At 25.7% G+C, this 24,412-nt stretch carries 24 protein-coding genes; 8 read left to right on the top strand and 16 right to left on the bottom strand.

The window, feature by feature from the left end:
• Positions 1–117 precede the first annotated feature (117 nt).
• From ACFIJ5_RS16365 to sigI, 5 genes are all read right to left on the bottom strand, one after another.
• Positions 118–1,257 carry an SEC-C metal-binding domain-containing protein gene (locus ACFIJ5_RS16365; RefSeq protein ID WP_379808927.1) on the bottom strand — a complete coding sequence of 380 codons (1,140 nt, stop codon included), beginning with the start codon at positions 1,255–1,257 and terminating at the stop codon, positions 118–120.
• Positions 1,258–1,500: 243 nt separating this feature from the next.
• Positions 1,501–2,331, bottom strand: a complete 831-nt coding sequence (locus ACFIJ5_RS16370) for a hypothetical protein (protein ID WP_379808929.1) — start codon at positions 2,329–2,331, stop codon at positions 1,501–1,503.
• Between the two features lie 381 nt (positions 2,332–2,712).
• Entirely contained in the window at positions 2,713–3,987 is a 1,275-nt protein-coding gene (locus tag ACFIJ5_RS16375; RefSeq protein WP_379808931.1) for a uracil-xanthine permease family protein, read from the bottom strand.
• A 211-nt stretch (positions 3,988–4,198) separates the two neighbouring features.
• Positions 4,199–5,182 carry an anti-sigma-I factor RsgI family protein gene (locus tag ACFIJ5_RS16380; protein ID WP_379808933.1) on the bottom strand — a complete coding sequence of 328 codons (984 nt, stop codon included), beginning with the start codon at positions 5,180–5,182 and terminating at the stop codon, positions 4,199–4,201.
• Entirely contained in the window at positions 5,172–5,894 is a 723-nt protein-coding gene (gene sigI / locus ACFIJ5_RS16385; protein WP_379808935.1) for an RNA polymerase sigma-I factor, read from the bottom strand. Before sigI ends, ACFIJ5_RS16380 begins: the two co-directional genes overlap by 11 nt.
• Before the next feature lie 241 nt (positions 5,895–6,135).
• On the opposite strand from sigI, the gene ACFIJ5_RS16390 reads away from it, so the two are divergent.
• Positions 6,136–7,302, top strand: a complete 1,167-nt coding sequence (locus ACFIJ5_RS16390; RefSeq protein ID WP_379808937.1) for a DUF5667 domain-containing protein — start codon at positions 6,136–6,138, stop codon at positions 7,300–7,302.
• 98 nt (positions 7,303–7,400) lie between these two features.
• On the opposite strand, the gene ACFIJ5_RS16395 is transcribed toward ACFIJ5_RS16390, so the two are convergent.
• Positions 7,401–9,719 (bottom strand): EAL domain-containing protein, encoded by a 2,319-nt coding sequence (locus ACFIJ5_RS16395; protein WP_379808939.1) that lies wholly within the window; start codon positions 9,717–9,719, stop codon positions 7,401–7,403.
• A gap of 512 nt (positions 9,720–10,231) precedes the next feature.
• Between ACFIJ5_RS16395 and ACFIJ5_RS16400 the strand changes: the two genes are divergently transcribed.
• Complete coding sequence (locus ACFIJ5_RS16400; protein WP_379808941.1) at positions 10,232–10,903, top strand: response regulator transcription factor; 672 nt, start codon at positions 10,232–10,234, stop codon at positions 10,901–10,903.
• On the top strand, positions 10,888–12,204 hold the full coding sequence (locus tag ACFIJ5_RS16405) for a sensor histidine kinase (protein WP_379808943.1): 1,317 nt from the start codon (positions 10,888–10,890) through the stop codon (positions 12,202–12,204). The genes ACFIJ5_RS16400 and ACFIJ5_RS16405 overlap by 16 nt, the downstream gene beginning before the upstream one ends.
• Before the next feature lie 18 nt (positions 12,205–12,222).
• Here ACFIJ5_RS16405 and ACFIJ5_RS16410 read toward each other — a convergent pair whose 3' ends face one another.
• Both ACFIJ5_RS16410 and ACFIJ5_RS16415 read right to left on the bottom strand, forming a co-directional pair.
• A complete protein-coding gene (locus ACFIJ5_RS16410) occupies positions 12,223–13,476 on the bottom strand; it encodes a hypothetical protein (RefSeq protein ID WP_379808945.1) in 1,254 nt (417 codons plus the stop codon).
• Between the two features lie 128 nt (positions 13,477–13,604).
• Positions 13,605–13,829: a tautomerase family protein gene (locus ACFIJ5_RS16415; protein ID WP_379808947.1), complete on the bottom strand. Its 225-nt coding sequence runs from the start codon at positions 13,827–13,829 to the stop codon at positions 13,605–13,607.
• A gap of 155 nt (positions 13,830–13,984) precedes the next feature.
• On the opposite strand from ACFIJ5_RS16415, the gene ACFIJ5_RS16420 reads away from it, so the two are divergent.
• From ACFIJ5_RS16420 to ACFIJ5_RS16430, 3 genes are all read left to right on the top strand, one after another.
• Positions 13,985–15,406, top strand: coding sequence for a transposase (locus tag ACFIJ5_RS16420; RefSeq protein WP_379808949.1), 1,422 nt, complete (start codon positions 13,985–13,987; stop codon positions 15,404–15,406).
• 433 nt (positions 15,407–15,839) lie between these two features.
• Complete coding sequence (locus tag ACFIJ5_RS16425; RefSeq protein WP_379808951.1) at positions 15,840–16,388, top strand: 5-formyltetrahydrofolate cyclo-ligase; 549 nt, start codon at positions 15,840–15,842, stop codon at positions 16,386–16,388.
• Positions 16,389–16,624: 236 nt separating this feature from the next.
• On the top strand, positions 16,625–17,167 hold the full coding sequence (locus tag ACFIJ5_RS16430; protein WP_379808953.1) for a 2'-5' RNA ligase family protein: 543 nt from the start codon (positions 16,625–16,627) through the stop codon (positions 17,165–17,167).
• 113 nt (positions 17,168–17,280) lie between these two features.
• On the opposite strand, the gene ACFIJ5_RS16435 is transcribed toward ACFIJ5_RS16430, so the two are convergent.
• From ACFIJ5_RS16435 to ACFIJ5_RS16450, 4 genes are all read right to left on the bottom strand, one after another.
• Positions 17,281–17,478, bottom strand: a complete 198-nt coding sequence (locus ACFIJ5_RS16435; protein WP_379808955.1) for a zinc-ribbon domain-containing protein — start codon at positions 17,476–17,478, stop codon at positions 17,281–17,283.
• Positions 17,479–17,857: 379 nt separating this feature from the next.
• On the bottom strand, positions 17,858–18,085 hold the full coding sequence (locus ACFIJ5_RS16440) for a thioredoxin family protein (RefSeq protein WP_379808957.1): 228 nt from the start codon (positions 18,083–18,085) through the stop codon (positions 17,858–17,860).
• A gap of 95 nt (positions 18,086–18,180) precedes the next feature.
• Positions 18,181–19,149, bottom strand: a complete 969-nt coding sequence (locus ACFIJ5_RS16445) for a permease (protein WP_379808959.1) — start codon at positions 19,147–19,149, stop codon at positions 18,181–18,183.
• Positions 19,150–19,342: 193 nt separating this feature from the next.
• Positions 19,343–19,747, bottom strand: coding sequence for an ArsR/SmtB family transcription factor (locus ACFIJ5_RS16450; protein WP_379808961.1), 405 nt, complete (start codon positions 19,745–19,747; stop codon positions 19,343–19,345).
• Between the two features lie 236 nt (positions 19,748–19,983).
• On the opposite strand from ACFIJ5_RS16450, the gene ACFIJ5_RS16455 reads away from it, so the two are divergent.
• Entirely contained in the window at positions 19,984–20,616 is a 633-nt protein-coding gene (locus ACFIJ5_RS16455; protein ID WP_379808963.1) for a DUF4397 domain-containing protein, read from the top strand.
• Between the two features lie 190 nt (positions 20,617–20,806).
• On the top strand, positions 20,807–21,754 hold the full coding sequence (locus ACFIJ5_RS16460) for a transposase (protein WP_379808965.1): 948 nt from the start codon (positions 20,807–20,809) through the stop codon (positions 21,752–21,754).
• Here ACFIJ5_RS16460 and ACFIJ5_RS16465 read toward each other — a convergent pair whose 3' ends face one another.
• The 4 genes from ACFIJ5_RS16465 to dhaK all read right to left on the bottom strand — a co-directional run bounded on the left by ACFIJ5_RS16465 (position 21,755) and on the right by dhaK (position 24,399).
• Positions 21,755–21,958, bottom strand: a complete 204-nt coding sequence (locus ACFIJ5_RS16465; RefSeq protein WP_379808967.1) for a DUF1540 domain-containing protein — start codon at positions 21,956–21,958, stop codon at positions 21,755–21,757.
• Positions 21,959–22,271: 313 nt separating this feature from the next.
• Positions 22,272–22,661 (bottom strand): dihydroxyacetone kinase phosphoryl donor subunit DhaM, encoded by a 390-nt coding sequence (gene dhaM, locus ACFIJ5_RS16470; protein WP_379808969.1) that lies wholly within the window; start codon positions 22,659–22,661, stop codon positions 22,272–22,274.
• A 21-nt stretch (positions 22,662–22,682) separates the two neighbouring features.
• Positions 22,683–23,321 carry a dihydroxyacetone kinase subunit DhaL gene (gene dhaL, locus ACFIJ5_RS16475; protein WP_379808971.1) on the bottom strand — a complete coding sequence of 213 codons (639 nt, stop codon included), beginning with the start codon at positions 23,319–23,321 and terminating at the stop codon, positions 22,683–22,685.
• 73 nt (positions 23,322–23,394) lie between these two features.
• Positions 23,395–24,399, bottom strand: a complete 1,005-nt coding sequence (dhaK, locus tag ACFIJ5_RS16480; RefSeq protein ID WP_379808973.1) for a dihydroxyacetone kinase subunit DhaK — start codon at positions 24,397–24,399, stop codon at positions 23,395–23,397.
• Between the last annotated feature and the right edge of the window lie 13 nt (positions 24,400–24,412).

Genomic DNA, 24,412 nt, shown 5'->3' on the forward strand with positions numbered 1-24,412 from the left:
TATAAAAACATATATTGCTTTAGAAAAATTTTACATATAAAAAATTTAACAACTTCTTTTATATGATTTGTTTGCAATATATGTTTTTATAAACTTAATTGGGTTAGAAATTATACCTTATCTTCCACAACATTTCTTATATTTTTTTCCACTACCACAAGGACAAGGATCATTTCTACCTATCTTTTTCTTGTTATTATACTTGTTTGAATTTTGATTCATGTTTGATAAACCTTTTTGTAACTGGATTTTTTCACTTTCACTATATCCTTTTAATACCCACATTCTTGTATTATCATATAGTTTCTGTACACTATTAACAAATTTATTAGCTTGTTTAGAACTTTTAAAATTAATAAATTGAAAGAAACACTCTAATATATCTTTAAAGTAATAATTATTTTTTATCTTTTCTACACAAATCTTAATTACTTTTGTAGCCTCAAAGCTATTTAACCCATATTCTTTTATTAACAAATTATAAAAATCATTCTCAAATTTTGTAAATACATCTTTACTAGCCTTATTAACCATGTCTATAGTAATTGGATAATATTCTAGTTCTTTATTCTTTTTCTGTTCGTTAAAAATATGTATAGGTTCTTTTACTTCTTTTAAATAAAGCACTGCATTTTCCTTATCATATACATATGATTCATTTTCTAAATTTTGCATGTTCATTGTATATTCATAAAAATCTATTTTCTCTTTAGAAAGTCTTTTTACCATGTTATACGCATCTTCTATGTTTAATACTCCGTAATAATGTAAAATACCTTTAGTTGTTTTTATCCATTTAGCATTCATTTTTACATCATTTTTTTCTTCGCCACTACTTAAAATTTGTTTTATAAAGTTTCTTAAATCCTCAGGAATAATTATAACTTTTTCTCCATTTTCTAAAATTACTGGAAAAGCTATACCTAATTTTTTTAAGCAACAGACTTCTTGTCTAAGGTTTTCATGAAACTTTATAATACCATTATTATTAATCATTTCACATATGTAATTTAAATGATTTGAATTTAATTTTTCATTGAATATATACTCCAATTTATTAACTATACTTTTTTCCAATTCATCAATTAAATCTTGTTTTTTTAACTGACTTATACCTTTTATTTCCAAACTTTTTCTTATATTATTTAAATCATCTTTAACTAATTTACTTAAAACCTCTCTAACTTTACAAGTATCTTTTATAGATATAAAAAATTTATCTTTTTGTTTGTTTTTTATTTTATGTATGTTTTCCATATACTACCTCTTTCTTACGTAAATTTATTTACCATCTTCCTATACTATCTACATATGCTATTATCCCATCATAGAAAATTATTTTACAGCACAACACTACATTATATCATAAATATTACTATTTATATAGATAATATTTATACCAACATTTACAATTATTGATTTTATAATAAAGAGCACAGACACACATTGCATAAAAAAATACCAACACTAAAAGTTAAAAAACTTTAGCATTGGTACTTTTTACTCTTTTCTCATAAAAAATTGCAACTTATCTGCAGTTTCTGATTGAACACTTATATTCCTTTTATGATAAGTAACTCCTTGTTTTGCTTGAAGAGCATCTACAATATATCCATTCTCTTTCTTACTATTTTCCCATAACATAAATATGTATGAATGACTTGGAACACCTGAAATTCCTACTGTATCTGTAGTAAATACTATGTCTCCTTTTTGCATTTCCTTATAGTTTGTATTCTTTTTCCAACCTAATTTTTCTAATTCTTTTACTAATGTATCTGTTCTTGAAATATTTTTTGGAACATTTACACCATTAGTTCTTAGTATTGTTACCATCAATTTAATGTTTAATCCTGAATATTTACCACCATTAGCTGATAGCGCATTGCTTAATATTTTTTTTCTATCCGCCTCATGACTTAACGAAGTAAATATCTTAGAATTGTATTTTATTTTAGGTTCTTTTTTATCTTCTTCTTTTCCTTTGTTTGTATCTTTTGAATCTTCCTCAGCATCTACTTTTTGCTCTTGTTTAACAGCTACTTTATTAGAATCTGATGTTTTTTTTGCATAAGAAATTGATTTTATACCTATAACTAAACATAAAATTAAAATTGAACCAACAATAACTCCCATAATAGTATTATCTCTTAGTTCTCTTTTTAACTCCATTTCTCTCATTTCTTTTATATATTTCTCTTCTTGTTCATACTTTTCTTTAAACTCTTCACTAGATTGTTCTTTTCCTCTTGATGCTCTTTTCTTTAATTTATGAATTTTTTGCTCATGAAGCTTGTCTATCATATCAAGTTTATCTCTCTTATTACTCATAGTTACACTCCTTTTTTACTTACTGCACTTATTATATTATATCACATATTAACTTTCTACTTCTTTAAAAAATTATTAATTTCTACTGGTAACTGTTCTATTTTTAGGTTAATACTTATACTTTTTTGTATAAAAAAATTAACCATATGAACAAAATTATAGCAATTAATTTTCCTATGTCAATTAGTTTTAAGTAAAAATTCAAATAAAATTAATATACTACAAAAAAAATTAATAATTCAGCTTTCGCAGGTGAAAACAATCGCTACAGCAAATGATATATTGCTCAGAAACTTTTAACAAAAACAAAAGCATAAAAAAAGCCCTTTTATAAATACAGGGACTTTTTTTATGCTTTTAGGGAATTCATCTATATTCAAATTATTTTACTGTATTTCTATCTAATAATGTTAAGACTGCATTTAATATTACTCCTACAATTGCAGCAAAACTTAAACCTGTAATTTTTACTGTTGCAGTTATTGGAATTCCTATTGTTATTCCTAAATGTTTTTCAATTAATCCGCTTCCAAATCCAAGTATTAGTATTGTTAACATTACTATTGTATTTTTAACATTAAATTCAACATTATTATTCTTAATAGTTTTTACTCCTATTAGTGCTATCATACTAAATAACATCAAGCTTATTCCACCCATTACAGGTACTGGTATACTTTTTAACACAGCTCCAATTTTACTTACAAATCCAAGCATTATAGCAAATACAGCTGTTAATCTAAGTATTGCTGGATCATAATTTTTAGTTATTGCAAGAACTCCTGTATTTTCACCATATGTTGTATTAGCAGGTCCCCCTATAAATGCTGAACAAATAGTTGCAAGTCCATCACCTAAAAGTGTCCTATTTAAACCAGGATCTTCAATGAAATTTTTTCCTACTACTTGACCATTAGTTGTTATGTCTCCTATATGCTCCATAAAAACTGCAAGTACTACTGGTGCTATTGTTGCTACTGCTGGTACTGAGAATTTTGGTAGTGAGAAATTGGGCAGTGAAACAATTTTAGCATTCATTATTATATTAGTATCAACTAATCCCATACTAAGTGCAACTACATATCCAATCGTTACTGCTATTAATATTCCAAGTTGTTTGATAAATCCCTTACATCCAAAATTTATAAACAACGCTACACCTAGTGTTATTGCTGCAACTAATAAGTTGTTTGATGCCATACCATAAGCTGTTGGTATTAAGTTTAATCCTATTACTATTATCATTGGTCCTACTACTTGAGCTGGAAGATATTTTTCTATTCTTTGCACTCCGATTTTCTTTATTAATAAAGATGCAATTACATATATAAGTCCCGCTACTATTATTCCACCTTGAACATAACTTAAATCTCCATGGTACATATTCTTAACTGTAAGTATTACAGGTATAAATGCAAAAGATGATCCAAGGAAAACAGGTACTTTTCCCTTTGTAGTTAGATGAAATATAAGCGTACCAAGACCAGCTGCTAAAAGTGCTATTGATGGGTCAAAACCAGTTAATATTGGAACTAATACAGTAGCACCAAACATTGCTATTAAATGTTGAAGTGCTAATATTGCTTTTTTTGAAGAATTAATTATTGATGGTGTTTCTTTTATTTCTGCTTTTGTTGACATTACGTTTTCTGACATATAGATTTCTCCCTTCTCAGTCTCTCTGGACTGAATTAAAAGTTTATTATTATAATAAAAAGCCCTCCTGCAACTCTGGCAAGAAGGCATAATACTCCTACATACACTTGTACTACTTCTGTATAACTATCTTGCCAGTCTCACAGGACTGAATTTAAAGACGACTTTTTTCATTTTTAACATTGTATCATATTTTTCTTATGATAACAAGCTATTTTTTATTTTCACTGTTTTGATTGATTTTTTTATTATTTGTTTTTATATTTTCATCAACTTTTAAATTTTTATTACCATTATTTTTTTCATACTTTTTATTATTTGTTTCTCTTTCATTATCTATTTTTACCTTATTATTTATATTAAATTTATTATTTGTATTGTCCGTATCATTTTTATTTACATTATGGATATCTTCAAAATTATTCTTATTATTACTTTTATTTTCTTTGTTATCATTTTTATTTTTAATATCTATATTACTCTTTTTTATTACTTTATTATTTTGGGATCTTTGTTCTTTAATATTCTTAGCTGCACTATTACTTTGTATGTCTCTTACATTTTGATTTTTATTTTGTTCTTTTATATTTTTTTTCATATTTTCGTCATTTATTGTATTAAATTTATTTTTAGAATTACTATCACTAATCATTACTTTTAAACTATTTTCTTTAATATATTCTTTAAAACTTGATAAATCAATTTGATTTTCTCCATTATTATCTATAGTTATATCTATAATTTTTCCGTCTTGTATATATTTATCATTTATGAAATTTTCTTTTTTAGCTTCCTCAACAATTAAATTCAACCCATCTTGTAATGATTTATTGTTTATTGATAATAATTTTATTATTTTTTCTCCATCCTTATTTAGTGGTTGTATTTTTATTATTTTATTCCACCTATTAATTCCTAACTTTACTGAAGGATTTATATTTACTGAAACGTATGCAATAACAGTATAATAATTTCTAGCCAATACACTCATAAAAATCATAACTAATATACAAGCAGCAATAACTGGTTTAAAGAAAAAACTTGTGTTATTACAAATTTCTCCCCTATACTCTTTTCCTATATTTAATTTTATTCCTTTTGTTTTTACTTTTACAAATTGCCCACTATCTGTCATAATAACTGCTTTACTTTTACCTACTTCCATCACTATCCCTTTAACATCTTTATTTTTCACTATTCTCACCTACCTTTATACTTAAATATGATCTTATATACATATACTCAGAACTATTTAATATAATAATTAAAGCTATAATATATTTGCGCCATTTTTCTATAAATTTTCGTTTTTCATTAGTAAATATAACTATTCGTTTAACAGGTAGTTTCCTTTTATCTTTTACATATTTCATAATGATTTCATTTTTTAAACATTGGATAGTTAAATTTAATAATTTTTCTCTCGTATCTTTATGTTTAGGTGAATTTTCTACAAGTGTTGAAAAATTAATCTTATATTTTAATAATTCTTTGGAAAACAAAGCTATTTCCTCAGACCTTTTCTCATTATCAAAATTTATATCAAATTCTTTCATAGAATTTTTATAATCTATGTAATTTATATTTTGGTCTGTATTATTATAAACCAAATATGGAGTATTCTTAGATTTTCTAAAAAAATCTATGAGTGAATTTTTCATTAACACTTTAGCATACATAAAAAAATTTCCTTTATCAGCATTATATGTGCTACATGCTTTATTAAAAGCAATTAATCCTATACTTAACTCATCATCATTATTCCAATTTAATTTTCTGTTACATATCTGACAACAAAAATCATAAATAAATTTTTTATTATCTTCTATAAATTTATCTCTTTCATTAATATTTTTTATATCGCTAGTTTTTTCACTATGACTTTTGCTGAAAAAGTTTAAATTCATTAATGCACCTCCGTATTTCTATTATTATAATACGTAATTTGTTAAATATTTAAAAGGGTACTTTTAAATAAACGTATATATAATAATATTTTTCGAAAGTTTACACTATTTTTTAAAGTACCCCCTTAAAAATTTTCTTATATCGTATATATAAGTGAACAAAGTAATAACTATTAAAACACTGGTAACTGTTTTAAGTTTAATTGAATTTCAAGAAATATTTATAAGGAGGTTTATATTTATGAAAAAAATTAGTATATTTATTGGTTCTATACTTATTGCAACAAATTTATCTTTTACAGCTTTAGCTGAAGAAAATAGCATTTCATTAAAAGATGCAGCTGGTATAACCCCTGATAGTATTTTATATCCAATAGATACCGCTATAGATAGTTTGAAATTATCATTTACTTTTTCAAATACTAAAAAAGTTAAAGTTCTTTCTGATATAGCTAAAGAAAGACTTGGAGAAAGTGAACAAATGGCTGAAGAAGGAAAAACTAAATTAGCTCAACAAGCATTAGAAGAATATAATAATTACATTAATGATTCAGTTGATAAACTTACTGAACTTATGGAAGAAAATTATGAAGACATCAAAGAAGAAAATACTTCCCAAAACATTAATTCTGATGATTTAAAAAATAATGATGAAACAATAGATAAGGAATTAGAAGAATTACAAGAAGAAATACAAGATACACAAAATACTACTGGAGAAGTATTAGGCTCCATTAAAGAAGACCTTGAAGATAATGTTGACTCAAAAGAAGTCTTAGAAAAAGTTATAGAAATGCAAAAAGCTAAAAAAGAAGCTGTAACTGCTATGGTTGAAAAACGTCATGAATTAAATACTGCTAGGAAAAATTTAAATATAGCAAAACGTGAACTTAAGAAAATACAAAAATCTGGTACTGAAGAAGCATTAAAAAAAGCTCAAGAACTTTTAGACGAACAACTAACAATATTTACTCAAGCTAAAGAAGAATTTAAAGCTGCTTTCGAAACAAAGAAAGAGGTAATGAAAGGCGGCATAAAACAAAACAACTCACTAGAACCTAAAAAAATAGAAAAAGATATAAAAGAAGAACCTAAATTTACAGTTAATGAAAAAACTGAAAGTGATAATGAATTAAAAATTAATACTAAAAATGATTCAATTTCTAATAAAAAATCAGAGACTGAAGAAAACTTGATAGATACTAAAAATAAATTAAAAGAAGTTAACCATAAAAATGAAAAAACTGAACAAAAAAAACAAAACATTATAAATAAATCTGAAGAAGCTAAACAAAAAATTAAAAAAAATGAGAAGAATAAAAAAATAAATGAACAAAAAAATGAAAACACAAAGAATAAAATTAAAGAAAATACTATTAAAAAAAAGACTGGTAATAATAAAAAATAAAATTAGAGAACATACATAGATTTGATTTACACAAATCTATGTATGTTCTCTAAACTTATTTACAAACCCTATGTATCACAAATATTTCTCTAATTTTTTTATTTTTCAAATCCTTTTTTTAGTAACTTTTCTGCTTCTTCAATATAAAGAGGTTTACTAAAAAAATAACCTTGCACTTTATCACAATTTTTCTCTTGTAAAATCTTTAATTGTTCTTCTGTTTCTACTCCCTCTGCAACAACATCTAAATGCATTTTATGTGCTAATATTACAATACCTTCTATTATGTTACCTTCTACTGAATTTTCATAAATATTATCAATAAAAGACTTATCAATTTTTAAAGTATTTATTGGTATCTTCCTCAAATAATTTAAAGAAGAATATCCTGTACCAAAATCGTCCATAGCAACATCCATTCCTAATTTTATAAGTCTTTCTAATTTTTTTACATTCTCTTCTATATTCTGCATCAATACACTTTCTGTAATTTCTAATTGAATAAATTTAGGATCAATGTCAGTTTCTTTTATTATCTTATTAATTGTATTTAAAAAATTATCTTGCTGAAGTTGAATAGATGATATATTAACAGAAATATACTTGTAATCATATCCTTCATCTTTCCATTTTTTATTTTGCTCACATACTTTTTTAAATACCCACTCACCAATATCAACTATAAGTCCAGTTTCTTCTGCCAATGGAATAAATTCATTGGGTGGTATAAAACCTTTCTCCGAATGTTTCCATCTTAATAATGCTTCAAACCCTAAAATTTTTCTTGTTTCCGTTTCAATTTGAGGTTGATATTGAATTATAAATTCATTATTTTTTAATGCATTTGTTAAATCATTTTCTTTTTGAGTTTTTTGCAATATTTCAATATACATATTTCTATTAAAAAACTCATATTTATTTTTTCCTAATGCCTTAGCTTTGTACATGGCAGTATCTGCATTTTTTAGAATTTCATTTACACTAATTCCATCTTTAGGATATGTGGTTATTCCAATACTTGCTGTTATATAAAAAAGAGTATTCTTTATTATCCAATGTTTCTTAAACACTTCATTTATAATGTTTTTTATAAAATTTTCAGCATCTCTATAATTATAAATATTTCTATGAAGTATTAAAAATTCATCTCCTCCAAATCTACAAATTTCAATATCATCACTTATAAACTCTTTCAATTTTTCAGATACATTCTTTAGTAATTCATCTCCTGCTTCATGCCCTAAAGTATCATTTATTTTTTTGAAATTATCCAAATCAATAAAAAATATAGTTCCTTGTTTACATTTTACTAATTCTTCTGTCAGCATATTTATAAAAATTTTTCTACTTAAAAGACCTGTTAATGTATCATAATGAGCAATTTTTATTATAGCTTCTTCCCATTTTTTTTGTTCATGTATATTTATATAAGCTCCTACCATACGAACCGGTTCATTGTTTTGGTCATATATAATTATAGCTTTATCTCTTATCCATAAATATGAATCATCTTTATTCAATAGTCGATATTCTACATTGAAAGTATCTATTTCTGACTTCAAATATTTATTTAACGCATTAATGACTCTGTTCCTATCTTCTAAATGAATGCTTTTCTCCCACGTTTCATAATTACAATTCTTATTACTTGTAATTCCTAACATTTTTTTAGCTTTTGGTGAATAATATAATTCATCTTTATTTATATTTAAATCATAAATTCCATCATCTGTAGCATCAAGTACAAGTCTATATCTTTCTTCACTTATTTTTAATAACCTTTGACTATTGTGAAGTTCATCATACTGTACTCTCAATTCTTCTTCTGAAGCATAAAGTTGTTCATATACAGCAGCTAGTTCTTCAAGATTATTGTTAGCTTTCTGTTTTTCTTCTAAATACTTTATTTTTTCATATCCTAACTGAGCACTAAATTTCGCAAGTTGAACCAAAACACTTATACATTTTTCAAGTTTTTCTTTTGAAATTACAGGGATTTTCATAATTGCCTTTAAATATTCTCTTTGATTAAATCCAATTTCTTGTGCTTGTTTTTTAAATTTCATTATATCTGGTTCTTCTAAAAAAAATTGCCCCATCTTTATATTAGCCATATGACAACCATTTATCATTATAGGCATAGCAACATCAATAAGTCCGTTTTTACATTTTGAAACGACATATAACTTATTATCTCTTATTCTGTTTATAATATTTTTATTACTTTCAATGCATCTCTTCTTTGTAATATTGCTCTTTCTATGAAATTTATTACATACCTCACTCCATCCGATTCTAAATAAAATATTACCATTCACATCATTGAGCGCCATAGAAATTCCCATTATGCTATAAAGGCTTTCAAACACTTCTTTTAACTCATTTATATCTACAAGTTGTGAAAATTCATATTTCATGATTTCACCTCCATCCATGGTTATCATCTAAAATTTTCTAAACAACTATACATTCCTTTGTTTATAATTAATTTTTAAATTTTCTTTTTATTCATAATAAACTTAACTATTAATATTTAAATTATATCACATAATATACTAAAAAATCATCTATATTTACGCATTCTTACATCGGTTAAAGCACTGCACTGTCTATTTCATATCGTTTCCGTCATATTTTGTCGTTTTATGTCATGATAGTTATTATATTTTCACAAATTCATCACAACTAAAACATATTTTAATCAAAATTTTTGATTATTATATTTGTAATAAAAGATTTTTAATATCACTATGTGAAATTGTACATCTTCTATAATCTAGATATAGGCAACACTATTTTGAAAAATGTTCCATACACTTTTAAAAATACCATAATCTATAAGTGTAAATTTATTTAAAAAACGTATATACTATACATATATATGTTAAAGTTGAATTAATAAATATTTTATAATTATAGGTGATATACTATGAAAGGAAAAATACTCATTGTTGAAGATGAAAAAAAATTAGCTGATGTAATGGCATTGTATTTAAGAAAAGAAAATTACAATGTAACTTGTGTATATGATGGAGAAGCTGGCGAAACAGCTATATTAAATTATGATTACAACCTAATAATATTAGATATTATGATGCCAAAAAAAGATGGTTGGTCATTACTTCGTAAAATTAAAGCTGAAAAAAATACTCCTGTCATATTAACAACTGCTAGAGGAGAAGAAGAAGATAGAATTTTTGGGCTTGAGTTAGGTGCAGATGACTATATGGTTAAACCTCTTAGTATGAGAGAATTAGTTCTTAGAGTAAATCTTAGAATAAAAAATAGAATGTCCTCAAATAACAATGCTAATTTCAGCTTTGAAACAATGAACATAAATGAAATAAATAGAGAAGTATTTGAAGATAATATTATAATACCTCTAACTCCAAAGGAATTTGACCTCTTATTATTCTTATGCAAAAATCCAAATCAAGTTTTTAGTAGAGACCATCTTTTAAATAAAGTCTGGGAATATGATTACACAGGTGATACTAGGACTGTAGATACTCATATAAAAAAACTACGAGAAAAAATAAACTTCTGTAATAAACACATAAAAACTGTTTGGGGAGTAGGATATAAATGTTCAATAGAATAACTAAAAAATTAATAAAATACTTTCTTTCAATAATGCTGTTAGTAATATTAATTTGTTTTATTGGCAGCAGCTTTTTTTTATCTAAGTTCTATCTTAAAAGTGAATATGATGATCTACAATCTACAGCAAAAACTATACATGTTTCACTAAAAGAAGGATATTCTTATGAAAACATTAATGTACATGCATTTCTAATAAAAGACGGACTTATTACACCAGTGGGACGTGGAAAGATGAAAATGATGGGGTTGTGGAGAAATGTTGATTTTTCACAATTATCTTATCAAGGAACCATTAAACTAACTGATGGACAACAATTTTTATATAGTAAACTTAATACGGAATTTGGAGAATTATTAGTTTTAAAAAATTTTAAATCTTCTTCAGATTACTTAAAATTTACTTATATAATTTTACTTTGTATATTTTTAATTACACTTATCATATCGATCCCCTTGATATACTACATGGGAAAAAAATTCACAGATCCTATACTATACTTAAAAAATATATCTAATGAAATTGCACATGGTAATTTTAATACAGAAATAAACGTAAATACTAATGATGAAATTGAAGATTTGTCACATAGCTTAAAACATATGTCTTCAAATTTAGAAAAAGAATATAAAATGCAAAGAGAATTTATTGCAAATGTATCTCATGATTTTAAAACACCTCTTAGTATTATAAGAAATTATAGCGAAGCAATTACAGATGGCATGGTTATAGGAGATGAAGCTAAAGAATATTCTAATGAAATAATAAAAGAAGTGGATAGATTAAATTCTCTTATTATATCAATTATCCAACTTTCTAAACTTCAAGGCGGTAATTTAAATTTAAATAAGAAGTATTTTAATATTAATACTCTACTTAAAGAATGTACAAATAAGTTTAAATATATTGCTCATCAAAAAAAAATCAACTTAATTTTACATTCACAAGATACTACTATATATGGTGATGAAAATTATATTTTAAGAGTTTTATATAACTTTCTAGATAATGCTCTAAAATTTAGTAAAGAAAATAGTAATATAACTATTTCAACCTTAGTCTTAGAAAAATATGTAAAAGTTTCTATAATTGATAATGGCCTTGGAATACCCAAAGATATTATTGATGATATTTGGAACAGATATTATAAACATAATAAAAAAGGCGGTATGGGATTAGGTCTTGCTATTTGTAGTGAAATTTTGAAACTCCATAATTTTAAATATGGTGTAAACAGTATTCCTAATGAACGTACTGAATTTTACTTCACTGCACCTATAAGTCTGGATTCTAATTCTTAAATTCCAGACTTATACTTTTTATATTTGTGAATTTATTCGTTGAAAAAATGCTTGTACACCCTTCCACCAATTCTTATCCTCTGCATATTTTCTATTAATCCATTTAAATGGATTAGCTCCTTTAGGAATATCATTGCAAATATTAAAAACTGTTCGAGCTGCTATTTCTGATGAATCATTTATATTAGTATTGTATTCTTGCCAACTATGAAATACATTGAAAGGGTTATTGCCTATTTTTTTAGCTTTAGATGTATTAACAGGAACAAAGTTCTGTTCTTGTCCTGTAATTGCAAAAAGTATAGTTGGATTTATATTAAAATCTTTAGCTGAATTTATAATTGCTGAAAAATAAGGTTCTTGTGCTAAAAGTGAATTTCTTTTATTTAAAAATCTTCTTAGTTTCTTCTGATTTACTTTCCTGTATTTCATATATTGTGGTACATTAGAATTTATTTTTTTCCCTTTTAGTTTTTCTCCCACTCTGCTTTGATCTATATTCTTATTTATATCTTCAGCTTTATTCATATTATTTACTGAAGAACTGTTTAAATTCAAAACTCCAAAACCTACTAATCCTAATATGCAGAATGATATACTACAACTTAAAACAATCTTTCTAATATTTAGTTTTACTTGCTTTAATACTATATCTTTTCCTGTTTCTCTTAAATAATATTCATCTTTCTGTTTCTCTTTTAAATAATATTTGTCATTATGTACTTTTTCGTCTACATCTATTATATTGTAATTATCTTGTTGTACTTTTTCTACATCTTCATTACTTAATGTTTGCTCATTCTCATATCTTTTATCATAATCAAATTCATTTTGTTTCTTATTTAAATTATCTTCTTCGTGGTTTTTTATTTCTACAAAAATTTGAAGTGACTTAAGAAAATCTATCAATTGATTTTCTTCTATATCTACTTCCAGTTGAATATTTAACCATTTTAATAATTCACTAATTGAATAATTATTTAGATTTTTATTTTGACTCACATAGCAAGTAAAAATATCATATAAAACCATGGACTGTTTACCATTAAGAATTGTACTTTTTAATACTTGAACTTTTATATCATGAACCATGTTACTATTTATTCCATCTAAATATTTATCTATAGCTTTATTAATAGTAGAAGATAAAATACTTGCTCTTTTTTTTGTATCTACTTGTGAAAACTTATTATCTATATATTTTTTTAGAATAGCTATATCATGTCTATTTATTACTTTTGTATTCTTTAAACAATTAATAAAATCATTCATTATTATACCAACTCACTGCATTTTATGGCAAATACTGTCTAATTGATTTTATCGAATATATTTACTTTTTCTTTAAAAACAAGACATGTCTTGGCAAAAGGTTATATAAAATAAAAGTATATATATCTCTATTTTTCTCCTGTTCCCTGTTTCCCACAACCTTGTCCAAATTTTATGGAATGTATTTCTCCATTACTAGCCCAATTATCCCTGGAATATTCATCTATTACAATTGTTACCCATTCCGGTTTTACATCTAAAACACGAACTATCTCTTTTGTAATACCGTCTACTAATTCTCTCTTTTGTTCTAGAGATCTACCCTTTGTCATCTTAATATTGATAAATGGCATATTTATTCCCCCTATATTCATTAATACTAGCCGCTTGCAAAATTCCTAAACCCGTTAGGGTTCAAGGAATTACAAGTTTTATCAAAAAGGATTTCCCCCACTTAATGTCGAATATATATAATAACCACAAAATATAAATTCTTGGAGGTATCCTTATGATCAATATTAAAAATCAAATTCATTTATGTGACGTTTATGAAGAAGTCGTAGACTGTTTTCAAGAAAACAAACCTAAATTTATAAACTTATTCGAAAAACATATAAATTTAAAAATATTAATTCCTCAAAGTTTTTATAATGACTACTATTCTTCAACTGGTAGACCAAGAGATTATTCTCTTTCCTCAATGCTAACCGCATTGATAATTCAAAAAATACTTGGCCTATCTGAAACTGAAACATTTATTACTATATTAAAACTATCTAGTGAACTACGCTCACTCTGTGAATTCACTACTATACCTAATGAATCACAGTTTTCTAGATTTAAATCTAATTTTCTTCAACATATTCATAATTTTTTCAATCATTTAGTTAATATTACTGAACCTATTTGTAAAAACCTTAATTCTGAATTATCTAAAATAATAATTGCTGATACTACTGGCATTGAAGCTTATGTTAAAGAAAATAATCCTAAATATTTCGAATCTCTTTTAAACACTGGCAAAACTGCTAAAAAGAAAAATTCAAATATTATTCCTCATAAATTTGCTTGTAGTAAAATGCCTAAACAAACATTTGCTAACTCTGAAATTAAGCTTTCCTATATTAATGGTCATTATTGTTATGCCCTTAAGGCAACCACCCTTGTTAATGGTCTTGGAATCTTAAGACACATTGATTTTAACGATACTCAATTAATGGATTTTGAAAACAATAACTCTGGTGAACAAGCTAAAGATGAGTATGATTCAAAAACCTTAATTCCTATAATGAGACGTTATTTCGCTATGCATCAAGATTTCAAATATAATTATTTTCTAGGTGATGCTGCTTATGATTGTGATGACAATTATAAATATCTAATTGAAGATTGCAACACAATACCTATTATTCCAATTAATCCTCGAAATTCATCTGATTTACCACAGCCTAGCGGCTTTACTGATGATGGAGTTCCATTATGTCCGAAGGACTCTTCTCTTCCCATGAAATTTGATGGAATTACAAGAGAAAAAGGACGTTCTATGCGAGTCAAATGGATTTGCCCTAAATCTAAGAAAGTAAATATTAAAGGTAAAACTCAATATATACTCTCATGTAAAAATCCATGTACTCCTTCTCCTTGTGGAAGAATATATCATCCAACAATCAATAAAGAATTTAGACTTAATTGTCCTGTTCCAAGAAACTCAGAAAAATCGACTAAACTATATAAAATTAGAACTATTACTGAAAGAACTAATAATATTATTAAACATCCCCTAGGTCTATCGACCTTAAAGATTAATAAAACGTATTCTTTAAAATCTGAATTATTATTAGCTGGTATAACTCAATTAATTGCTGTAATCATTAGTTATAAAATTAATAATAAAAACAAGATACTCTCAATAAAATCATTAGTTGCCTAAGCTTTAACTCATTTTTAAAAATTTAATATTGATCTCTTAGATCAGTATTTATTTTTTTAAACTATTAGTTTTGCAATCAGCTATTAAATTTTTAATATTTTATTTTAATAAATTATACCTTTTATCTTTATTTTTCAAAAAAATATATATTTTATCCATATATTATAATTATTATATGTTTTTACCATAACAATTTCAATATTTAAATAATATGTTAAAATTTATTACTCTATATGTATTTTTAAAATAAAAATTGCTAACTATTTATTCAAACACTTTCTATAGAATATATAATTCACATAAATTAACAACTATTTTTATTATCCAAAATTAAGTAATCAAATAATAATAATACAATTGGTAAAAATTATGATAAACTATTATTATACAATATTTTGCATTTATTTTATGAAAACTCAGGGGGAATTATATAATGATGGATAAAAATACTTTACGAAAACTTATGAAAGAAAAAAGAAAAAATATAAAACCTGATATAAGAAAAATGATGGATGAACAGATGTATAATAATGTAATTAATAGTAATCTATATAAAAATGCTAAAACTATTTTTATTTTTGTAAGTTATAATAATGAAGTGAATACTCACAATATAATTAAGCAAGCTATAAGAGATGATAAAACTTTATGTGTTCCTAAAGTTATTTCCAAGGAAAGTGGAATGATATCTATTCAAATAAACGATTTTACTGACTTAGAACATGGTGCTTATGGCATTTTGGAACCTAAAGAATATTGTTCAAAAATTAATCCTAAAAAAATTGATTTAGCTTTTGTTCCAGGTCTTGCGTTCGATAAAAATGGAGGTAGAATTGGTTATGGTGGTGGTTTTTATGATCGTTTTCTCAAACTAATTCCTAAAAATTGCCCTATAATAGGATTAGGATATAAAATTCAAATAATAGATGAAATACCTATGGATGAAAATGATATTAAACTCAATAATTTAATTACAGATTAAAAATAAAATACTGAACTTTAATAATTAGTGAATTAACTTTGTAAGTTATTAACTCAACTTTCGCAGGTGAAAAACAGCTGCTACGAGAAATTATATCTTGCTCAGAAACCTTTCACTTCAGCAACAAGTTCAAATGTTTCTTACGCAACATATCATTTCCCTTCGCTAGACAGTATTTTTTTACTGCAAAAGTTGAATTATTAATTTATATAACTTATTAAGAAAGGATGTTTCTAATGAATAAGATTAGATTTGTCATAGTTTGTCTCATTAAAAAAGAACCTCTTAAATTGCACGAAACTTTAATAAATCAAATAGATTTTAAATTTGGAGTTAAGCGTCAAAAGCTTCCTGCACATTTTACTATAAAAGCTCCTTTTGAACTTGAAAATATAGATAATGTTAATGAATTAGAAAATTTAATAGAAAACTTCTGTAAAAATAACCACAAACAAAAAATAGATATAGATGGATTTAACCACTTTAGTGATAGAGTTATTTATATGAATATTAATCCATCCAAAGAAGCAGTTGAAATACATGATAAATTTATTGATCAATTAAAAACATTACATTGGCTTGAGTGGAGAAAAAATGATGGTAAAAATAAAACTTTCCATTGTACTGTAGCAACAAAATTTAAATCTAATAAATTTAATGATATATGGAACTTTGTCTCAAAGTATAATCCTCATTTCAATTTATATTTTGACAATATTTCTATCTTAAAGTGGAATAACCGTAGATGGGAAACGTATAGAGAATTTAAATTATCATAAATTATTCAACTTTCGCAGTAAATATTGGTCGTTTCTATAAATGATATTTTGCTACGTTAAGAGATATTTTTGTCCTGCGAAAGTTGAGTAACTTATTATTTCTATTAACTGTTTCATTTAGCCAACAATGTTCCTACAAAAAAACATACCACCATAAACCCTACTAATCCAAAAGCTATAAACCACCCTTTATAACTTTGATTATTATTTCTTGTATTATTCTCCTGATCCTTTGCTATTAATTTTGTACCACACTTCTTACAATAATTATCCTCAGGAGCTATTGGTGTACCACAATTACGACAAATCATTATACCCCACCACCTTTCAGAAAACTAAAAATGTTCTGAATATTTAAAGTCTGTTTTGCACCTCTCATATAAATTTTTATTGTTACTCTCAACTAATTTTATACCACCCTAATAATACCTATAAATATATTATAAAGCTATTTTCATATTTTTTCTATATTTAATTTATTATTCAATAAATGTATTTTAAATCAATTTAAATTAGATTGGAAACTTTTAGTGTATTCAAGAACTAATTGTAGGACCTGTCCCTTTGTTTTCCCCTTAATTATAAGGATTTTTCCTTTAATTTTTACGACCTGTCCCTTTAAGAAATAAAAAAATAAAGACCTGTCCCCTATAATAAATGAGACAAATCTTTACTATTATTAGTTTTATGCTATAAATATTTTTTTATTTCTTCTGACTTAAGTACTCTACCAGATACTTTTACCTTTTCATCAACAACCAACGCAGGAGTTGTCATTACACCATAAGCCATAATTTCCTTAAAATCTTCTACTTTTTGTATTTCAGCATTAATACCTAGTTCTTGTACTGCTTTTTGTGTATTAGCCTCCATCTCTTTGCATTTGCTGCATCCTGATCCTAAAATTTTGATAATCATATTAATAAACCTCCTATAATTAATTCTTATCTAAAATTTAAGTATAACTTAAAAATTATCTAATTATACAAAATTAATTTTATATATGCTTTATTTTATATTAAAATATGCGCAACTGAATTAAATAAATATCCCACTAATATTATTGCGATTCCTGTTACAATAACAAATGCAGTTATTAACTTAGGTTTTATAACTTTTCTAAGAAGTATCATTTCTGGAAGTGAGAGAGCTGTTACTGCCATCATAAATGCCATTGCTGTACCAATTCCCACTCCTTTATTCATAAGTGCTTCTGCAATAGGTATTGTTCCAATTGCATTAGAATATAACGGAATACCGCACACTACTGCAACAAACACAGCTAGTGGATTATGTGGTCCTGCATACTTTGAAAGTACTTCTTCTGGTGCCCATCCATGAATGACTGCTCCAATACCTATTCCTATTAAAAGAAATATCCAAATCCTTTTTACAATATCTTTTACATTTTGTATAGCAAACTCTATTCTTTCTTTTCTAGTTAAACTTTTAATATCTGCTTCTCCCATTTTAATTTGATAAACATACTCTTCTACCTGTTTTTCCATGTGTAATTTATCAATTATTATTCCTCCTACTACTCCAATTATAACTCCTGTAATTACATAAAAAATTGCTATTTTCCATCCAAAAGAAGCTAACAGTACTGCAAAAGCTGCTTCATTAACTATTGGTGATGTTATTAAAAATGAAAATGTAACTCCTAATGGTATACCAGCTTCAACAAAACCTATAAAAAGTGGCACCGAAGAACAAGAACAAAATGGTGTAACAATTCCAAGCAAAGATGCCATTATGTTACCTTTTATGCCTCCAAATTTCTCTAATATTTTTTTAGTTCTTTCAGCTGGAAAATAACTTCTTATGTATGATATACAAAATATCATAAAACCCAATAAAATAATTATTTTTATACTATCATAGAAAAAGAAATGTATGCTTGATCCTAATGTAGTATTCATTGAAATTCTGAAGACTTTTTCAACTAATAATTGTATAAGCCTATCTAACCATGTAAACATGTTATTCCCCCCAAAATTTTATTTTTATATAATTAATTATCATAATAAAATATAGTTTATACTAATTCAGAGTATTTATGCTTATAATCGAATATAATCATATATTATTTAAACCTCATATGGTATTTTTCATTAATTTTTATACATATATGAGTTAATATATTCAACATTTTGATACAAACATTTTTTTAAATTATTTTTTGTTGCATTTACATTTTTTTCTAATTAATTGTACAACTTCTTCTTTGTTTTCTCTTATGTTTTTACAATTAAGATTACTCTCTCTGTATTTTTTAAGTATCTTTATATCTTCCATACATTTATTGTTTGTTTTTATTTTCTCTATTAAATAATTATATAATAATTTATTTTCTTTAATAAATTCTTTATCTATATAATAATAAATCCACTGAGATTTTTTATCATAGTTTATAATTTTTGCAGTTTTTAACCTATTTAAGTGTCTAGAAGCATTAGATTGAGTTATATCTAAAATTGTTTCAATTTCACATACACAAAGTTGTTCTTGACTTAATATATTAAACATTCTAATTCTTGTATCATCTCCTAGTACTTTAAAAATATCTACAAAATTCATATTATTCTCCTTTCATATTATTATATTCGTTTATACTCATATAATATAACCTTTATATTCTTTTGTCAATAAAATGATATTAAATTTAAAATGATATTTTTATTTTTTATATAGATTTTTTATATAGATTATTTACATATGTATAAAGTAACATAAAATTTATTTCTTTCATATATTAGTATTGTAATTAATTTTTGGAAAGGATTATTAATATGTTCTTTACTGATTATTCACCTATGTATTCTCCTTTTTTTAGAATGGAACCTTCTATTACTTATGTAAGAATACTTCATGCTTCTCCTGATGCACCACCTGTAGATATTTATATTAATAATAAATTAGTAGTAAGACGATTATCTTATAAAAATTTTACTGAATATTTACCTTTACCTTCTAAAATTTATAACATAAAAGTATTTCCAACTGGAACCACTGATAACCCTGTAATTAATACAAATGTTTTTTTACCTGAAGAAAAAATATTTACAGCAGCTGCAATTGGTCCTGTTGAGGATATTTCATTAAAATTGATTCCTGAACCTAGAAAACCAATAAATCCTAACAAAGTAATGGTTAGATTTATACATCTATCTCCTGATGCACCACCTGTAGATATTACATTGCCAGATGGAACAAAAATTTTTGATGATGTAGAATATAAAGAAGTAACTGACTATATAGAAGTAGATCCTGGAGTATATAAAATTCAAGCAAAAATTGCAGGTACCGATGATGTTGTATTAACAGTTCCAAGAATTCATTTAAAACCTAATAAATTTTATTCTATTTATGCTGTTGGATTTGCTGACGGTAAACCACCTCTTCAAGTTTTAATTCCATTAGATGGTAATACCTATTTAAATTTTTAATCATATATAAAATATTTTATGATTAAATCAATTCTATAAAAAAAAATTAGAAGACTATATAGTACATAGATGTCTTCTAATTTTCTTTAAATCTTTCTTTTACATGTATGGAAAAATATTCATTTGTCAATACTTTAAATATAGATGATTTTTAGAAATTTAAAAGTATAGATTGGAGGAATACATAACAATGGCAAGAAAAGCTCGTCTTAAAGATCCTTTAGGAACTTATCATATAATGTTAAGAGGCTCAAGTAATTTTCTTCTTTTTAAATCTAACAAAGATAAAGATAAATTTCTTAAAATACTAAAAAAATATAAAACTGTTTATCAGATTAACATATATGAATATTGTTTGATGGATACACATGTGCATCTATTAATTTATTGTAAAGGTGCTGATATAAGTAAAGTTATGCATTCTATCAATCTAAGTTATGCTATGTACTACAACACAAAATATAACAGGAATGGTCATGTTTTTGGAGATAGATTTAAAAGTAAATTAATACAAACTACACAATATTTATTAGCATGTTCTGCATATATTCATAATAATCCAAAAGATATAAAACAATATAAAAACAATGTACAAAACTATACATATTCTAGCTTAGGAATATATTTAGGAAACAAGCAGGACAAGTATGCCCTAATTGATTCCGACTTCATACTTCAACACTTTAGTAAAGATCCAATTAAAGCTAAAAAATCTTATTCTAACTTTCTAAGATTATGTGTTAATGATACATTATCAAAAAGTTTTCAAATTAAATGTAATTCAAAATATGAAGATAATTCATCAGCAAATAATCGTAAACAACTTGACACAACATCAGAAAGAAAACTTATAACAAGAAATTATCCTTCAGAACAAGTAATTGAATTTGTAGCTAAATATTTAAATATCGAAACTGCAAATTGTAATATGAAACATAGTGATAAACTAAATGAATTTAATTCTCTATGTGTAGTTCTTTTGCGTTGTTTATGTGACTTAAACTTCAAAAATATTTGTAAATGTTTAAATACTGTAACCTTACAAAAATCTTATGATTTTTGTAATACTGGAGTTATTCTCATACAAACTAAATATAAAAATATAATTTCTGAATTCATAAAAAAATCTGCAATATAATCAACTTTGATATTTATATTCAAAACTTGCACACTTAGTATATTCTGATTTACTAACTGTAGAATTATTATTTTTATCAATTTTAATATGACTTAATGTACAAAAATCATCTTTACTATGATATTTACATTCTGAAACTGTACATTGTATATTTCTATTTGACTCCATTATATTAAATTCTAATGTATTATCTGCTTTTAACATTTTAATCTCCTTTCATTTACACTCATAAAAAATAGGTTAATTATAATATTATTTTTATATTTACCTATTATTTATACTTTTATTATATTTTATTCATATTATCCTATTTAATTCCTATGTAGATAATATTTTTACTATGGACTTTTTTAATAATATTACTATTTTCTTTGATTTTGATTCCAAATTGTAAAAGCTCAGTAAATGTTTTTTCATTTACTGAGCTTTACTATTTTTATTCTACTATCAAGACCCTAATTTAGACCTGACCCTTATTTTTTTCTATCAAGCCCCTACTTTAGACCTGACCCTTACTTTATGGCATTTTACCAAGGCTCATTTGAGCTACAGCTTGTTTTACTTCTTCTAAACTTCCATTTATACTACTTTGTACTGCTGCAGCTACAGCACCTTCAACTAAAGCCGTATCTACTATTTCTACCTTTTCTTGCATACTTTCATCTAAACATTCCTTTGCCATTTCTGAATTCATGAAAGCACTTCCTAAATCAAATAAAATTACAACTCCATCTTCTGAATAAACTTCATTTACTGCACCAATTATTTTTTCTACATCTGTACCTAATCTGCCATCACCTGTCCCTCCTGCTGCTACCATTGGGACATCTGCTGCCATTTGTGATGCAAGTTCCTTTACTCCTTCAGCCAATTTATTACTATGTGAAACAATTACTATACCTACCATATTATCACTCCGTCCATCTCTTTATGACAATTCTTTTACTGCTTCATAAATAGTGTTTAAAACTAAATAACTTGATGTAGCGCCTGGATCTTGATGCCCTATACTTCTTTCACCTAAATAACTAGCTCTTCCTTTTGTAGCTACTATTTCTTTTGTATGTTCAACACCATCTTTAGCTGCATCTTTAGCTTTTTCTAAAACTTCTACAGCATTTAAACTTTCACTTATTGCATTTTTAGCCGCATTTAATGCTGGTTCTATAGCATCTATCATTGTCTTTTCTCCTAAAGTACTTTTACCTCTCATTTTTATACCATTTAATGCTTCTTCTAACATTACTACAAAATCATCTATATTGATTTGCTCTTTTCCTACAACTTTCATGCCCGCTTTCATAAAAGCAGTTCCATATAAAGGACCTGAGGCTCCTCCTACATTTGATACTAATGCCATTCCAGCTGTTTTTAATACATTACCTATATTTTTTTCTGTACTACTTTGTAGTTTATCTACAACTGCCTTAAATCCTTTATCCATATTAAGACCATGATCTCCATCACCTATTGCACCATCTAACTCACTTAAAAATAATTTATTTTCATCCATTACTTTACTAATTTTCCCTAGTATGTCAATAATTTTAGCAGAATCCAAAGCCATTTCTAACATCCCTTTCTAAATTTCTGGATTTTAATCTTAAACTATTTCTATGATAGTTTATATCTCATTAAATTTATTTTCCAAACACTTTAAATGCTGGTGTATCAGCTGTTGCATCTAATAACTCTTTTAACTCTTCATCTAATTTTAATATTGTTACTGAAAAACCAGCCATTTCAAGAGATGTCATAAATTCTCCTACAAAAGTGTTATATGTTTTTATACCCTTTTGTGTTAATATCTCATCAACTTTTTTATTAACAATATATAGTTCCATTAATGGTGTAGAAGCAAGACCATTTACCATTACAGCCACTTCTTCTCCTTCATTAATAGGCATATCTTCTAATATTTTTAAAACTAAATGTTCTGTAATTTCATCTGCAGTTTTTAATGCTTCTCTATGAGTTCCTGGTTCTCCATGAATACCCATACCTATTTCCATTTCATTTTCTCCTAATGTAAAATTAGGTTTTCCTGCCGCTGGCACTGTACATGGACTTATTGCCATTCCCATACTTCTTACATTTTCAATAACTTTTTCTGCAACTCTTTTTACTTCCTCTAATTCTGCTCCTGTTTCAGCTTTAGCACCTGCTATTTTATGAACAAATACAGTTCCTGCTATTCCTCTTCTTCCTGTTGTATACGTACTATTTTCAACTGCAACATCATCATTTACAACAACAGCTTCTACTTTTATACCTTCCATTTCAGCCATATCTTTTGCCATTTCAAAGTTCATAACATCTCCACTATAATTTTTTATTACAAGTAGAGTTCCTTTTCCTGAATCTACAGCTTTAACTGCTTCATATACTTGATCTGGTGTAGGTGATGTGAATACTTCTCCTGCCACTGCACCATCTAGCATACCTGTCCCTACATAACCACCATGTGCTGGTTCATGACCACTTCCACCACCACTTACTAAAGCTACTTTTCCTTCAATTGGTGAGTTTTTACGAACTAATACATTTGCATTATCTAATTTTCTTAAATATTGTGGGTGTGCTGCTACCATCCCTTTTAATGTATCATTTAAAACTTCATTAGGATTATTTATTATTTTTTTCATTTTAAATTCCTCC

Origin of the sequence: Haloimpatiens myeolchijeotgali (assembly GCF_042688525.2) — a bacterium.
In the GTDB taxonomy this organism is placed as follows: Bacteria; Bacillota; Clostridia; order Clostridiales; family Clostridiaceae; genus Haloimpatiens.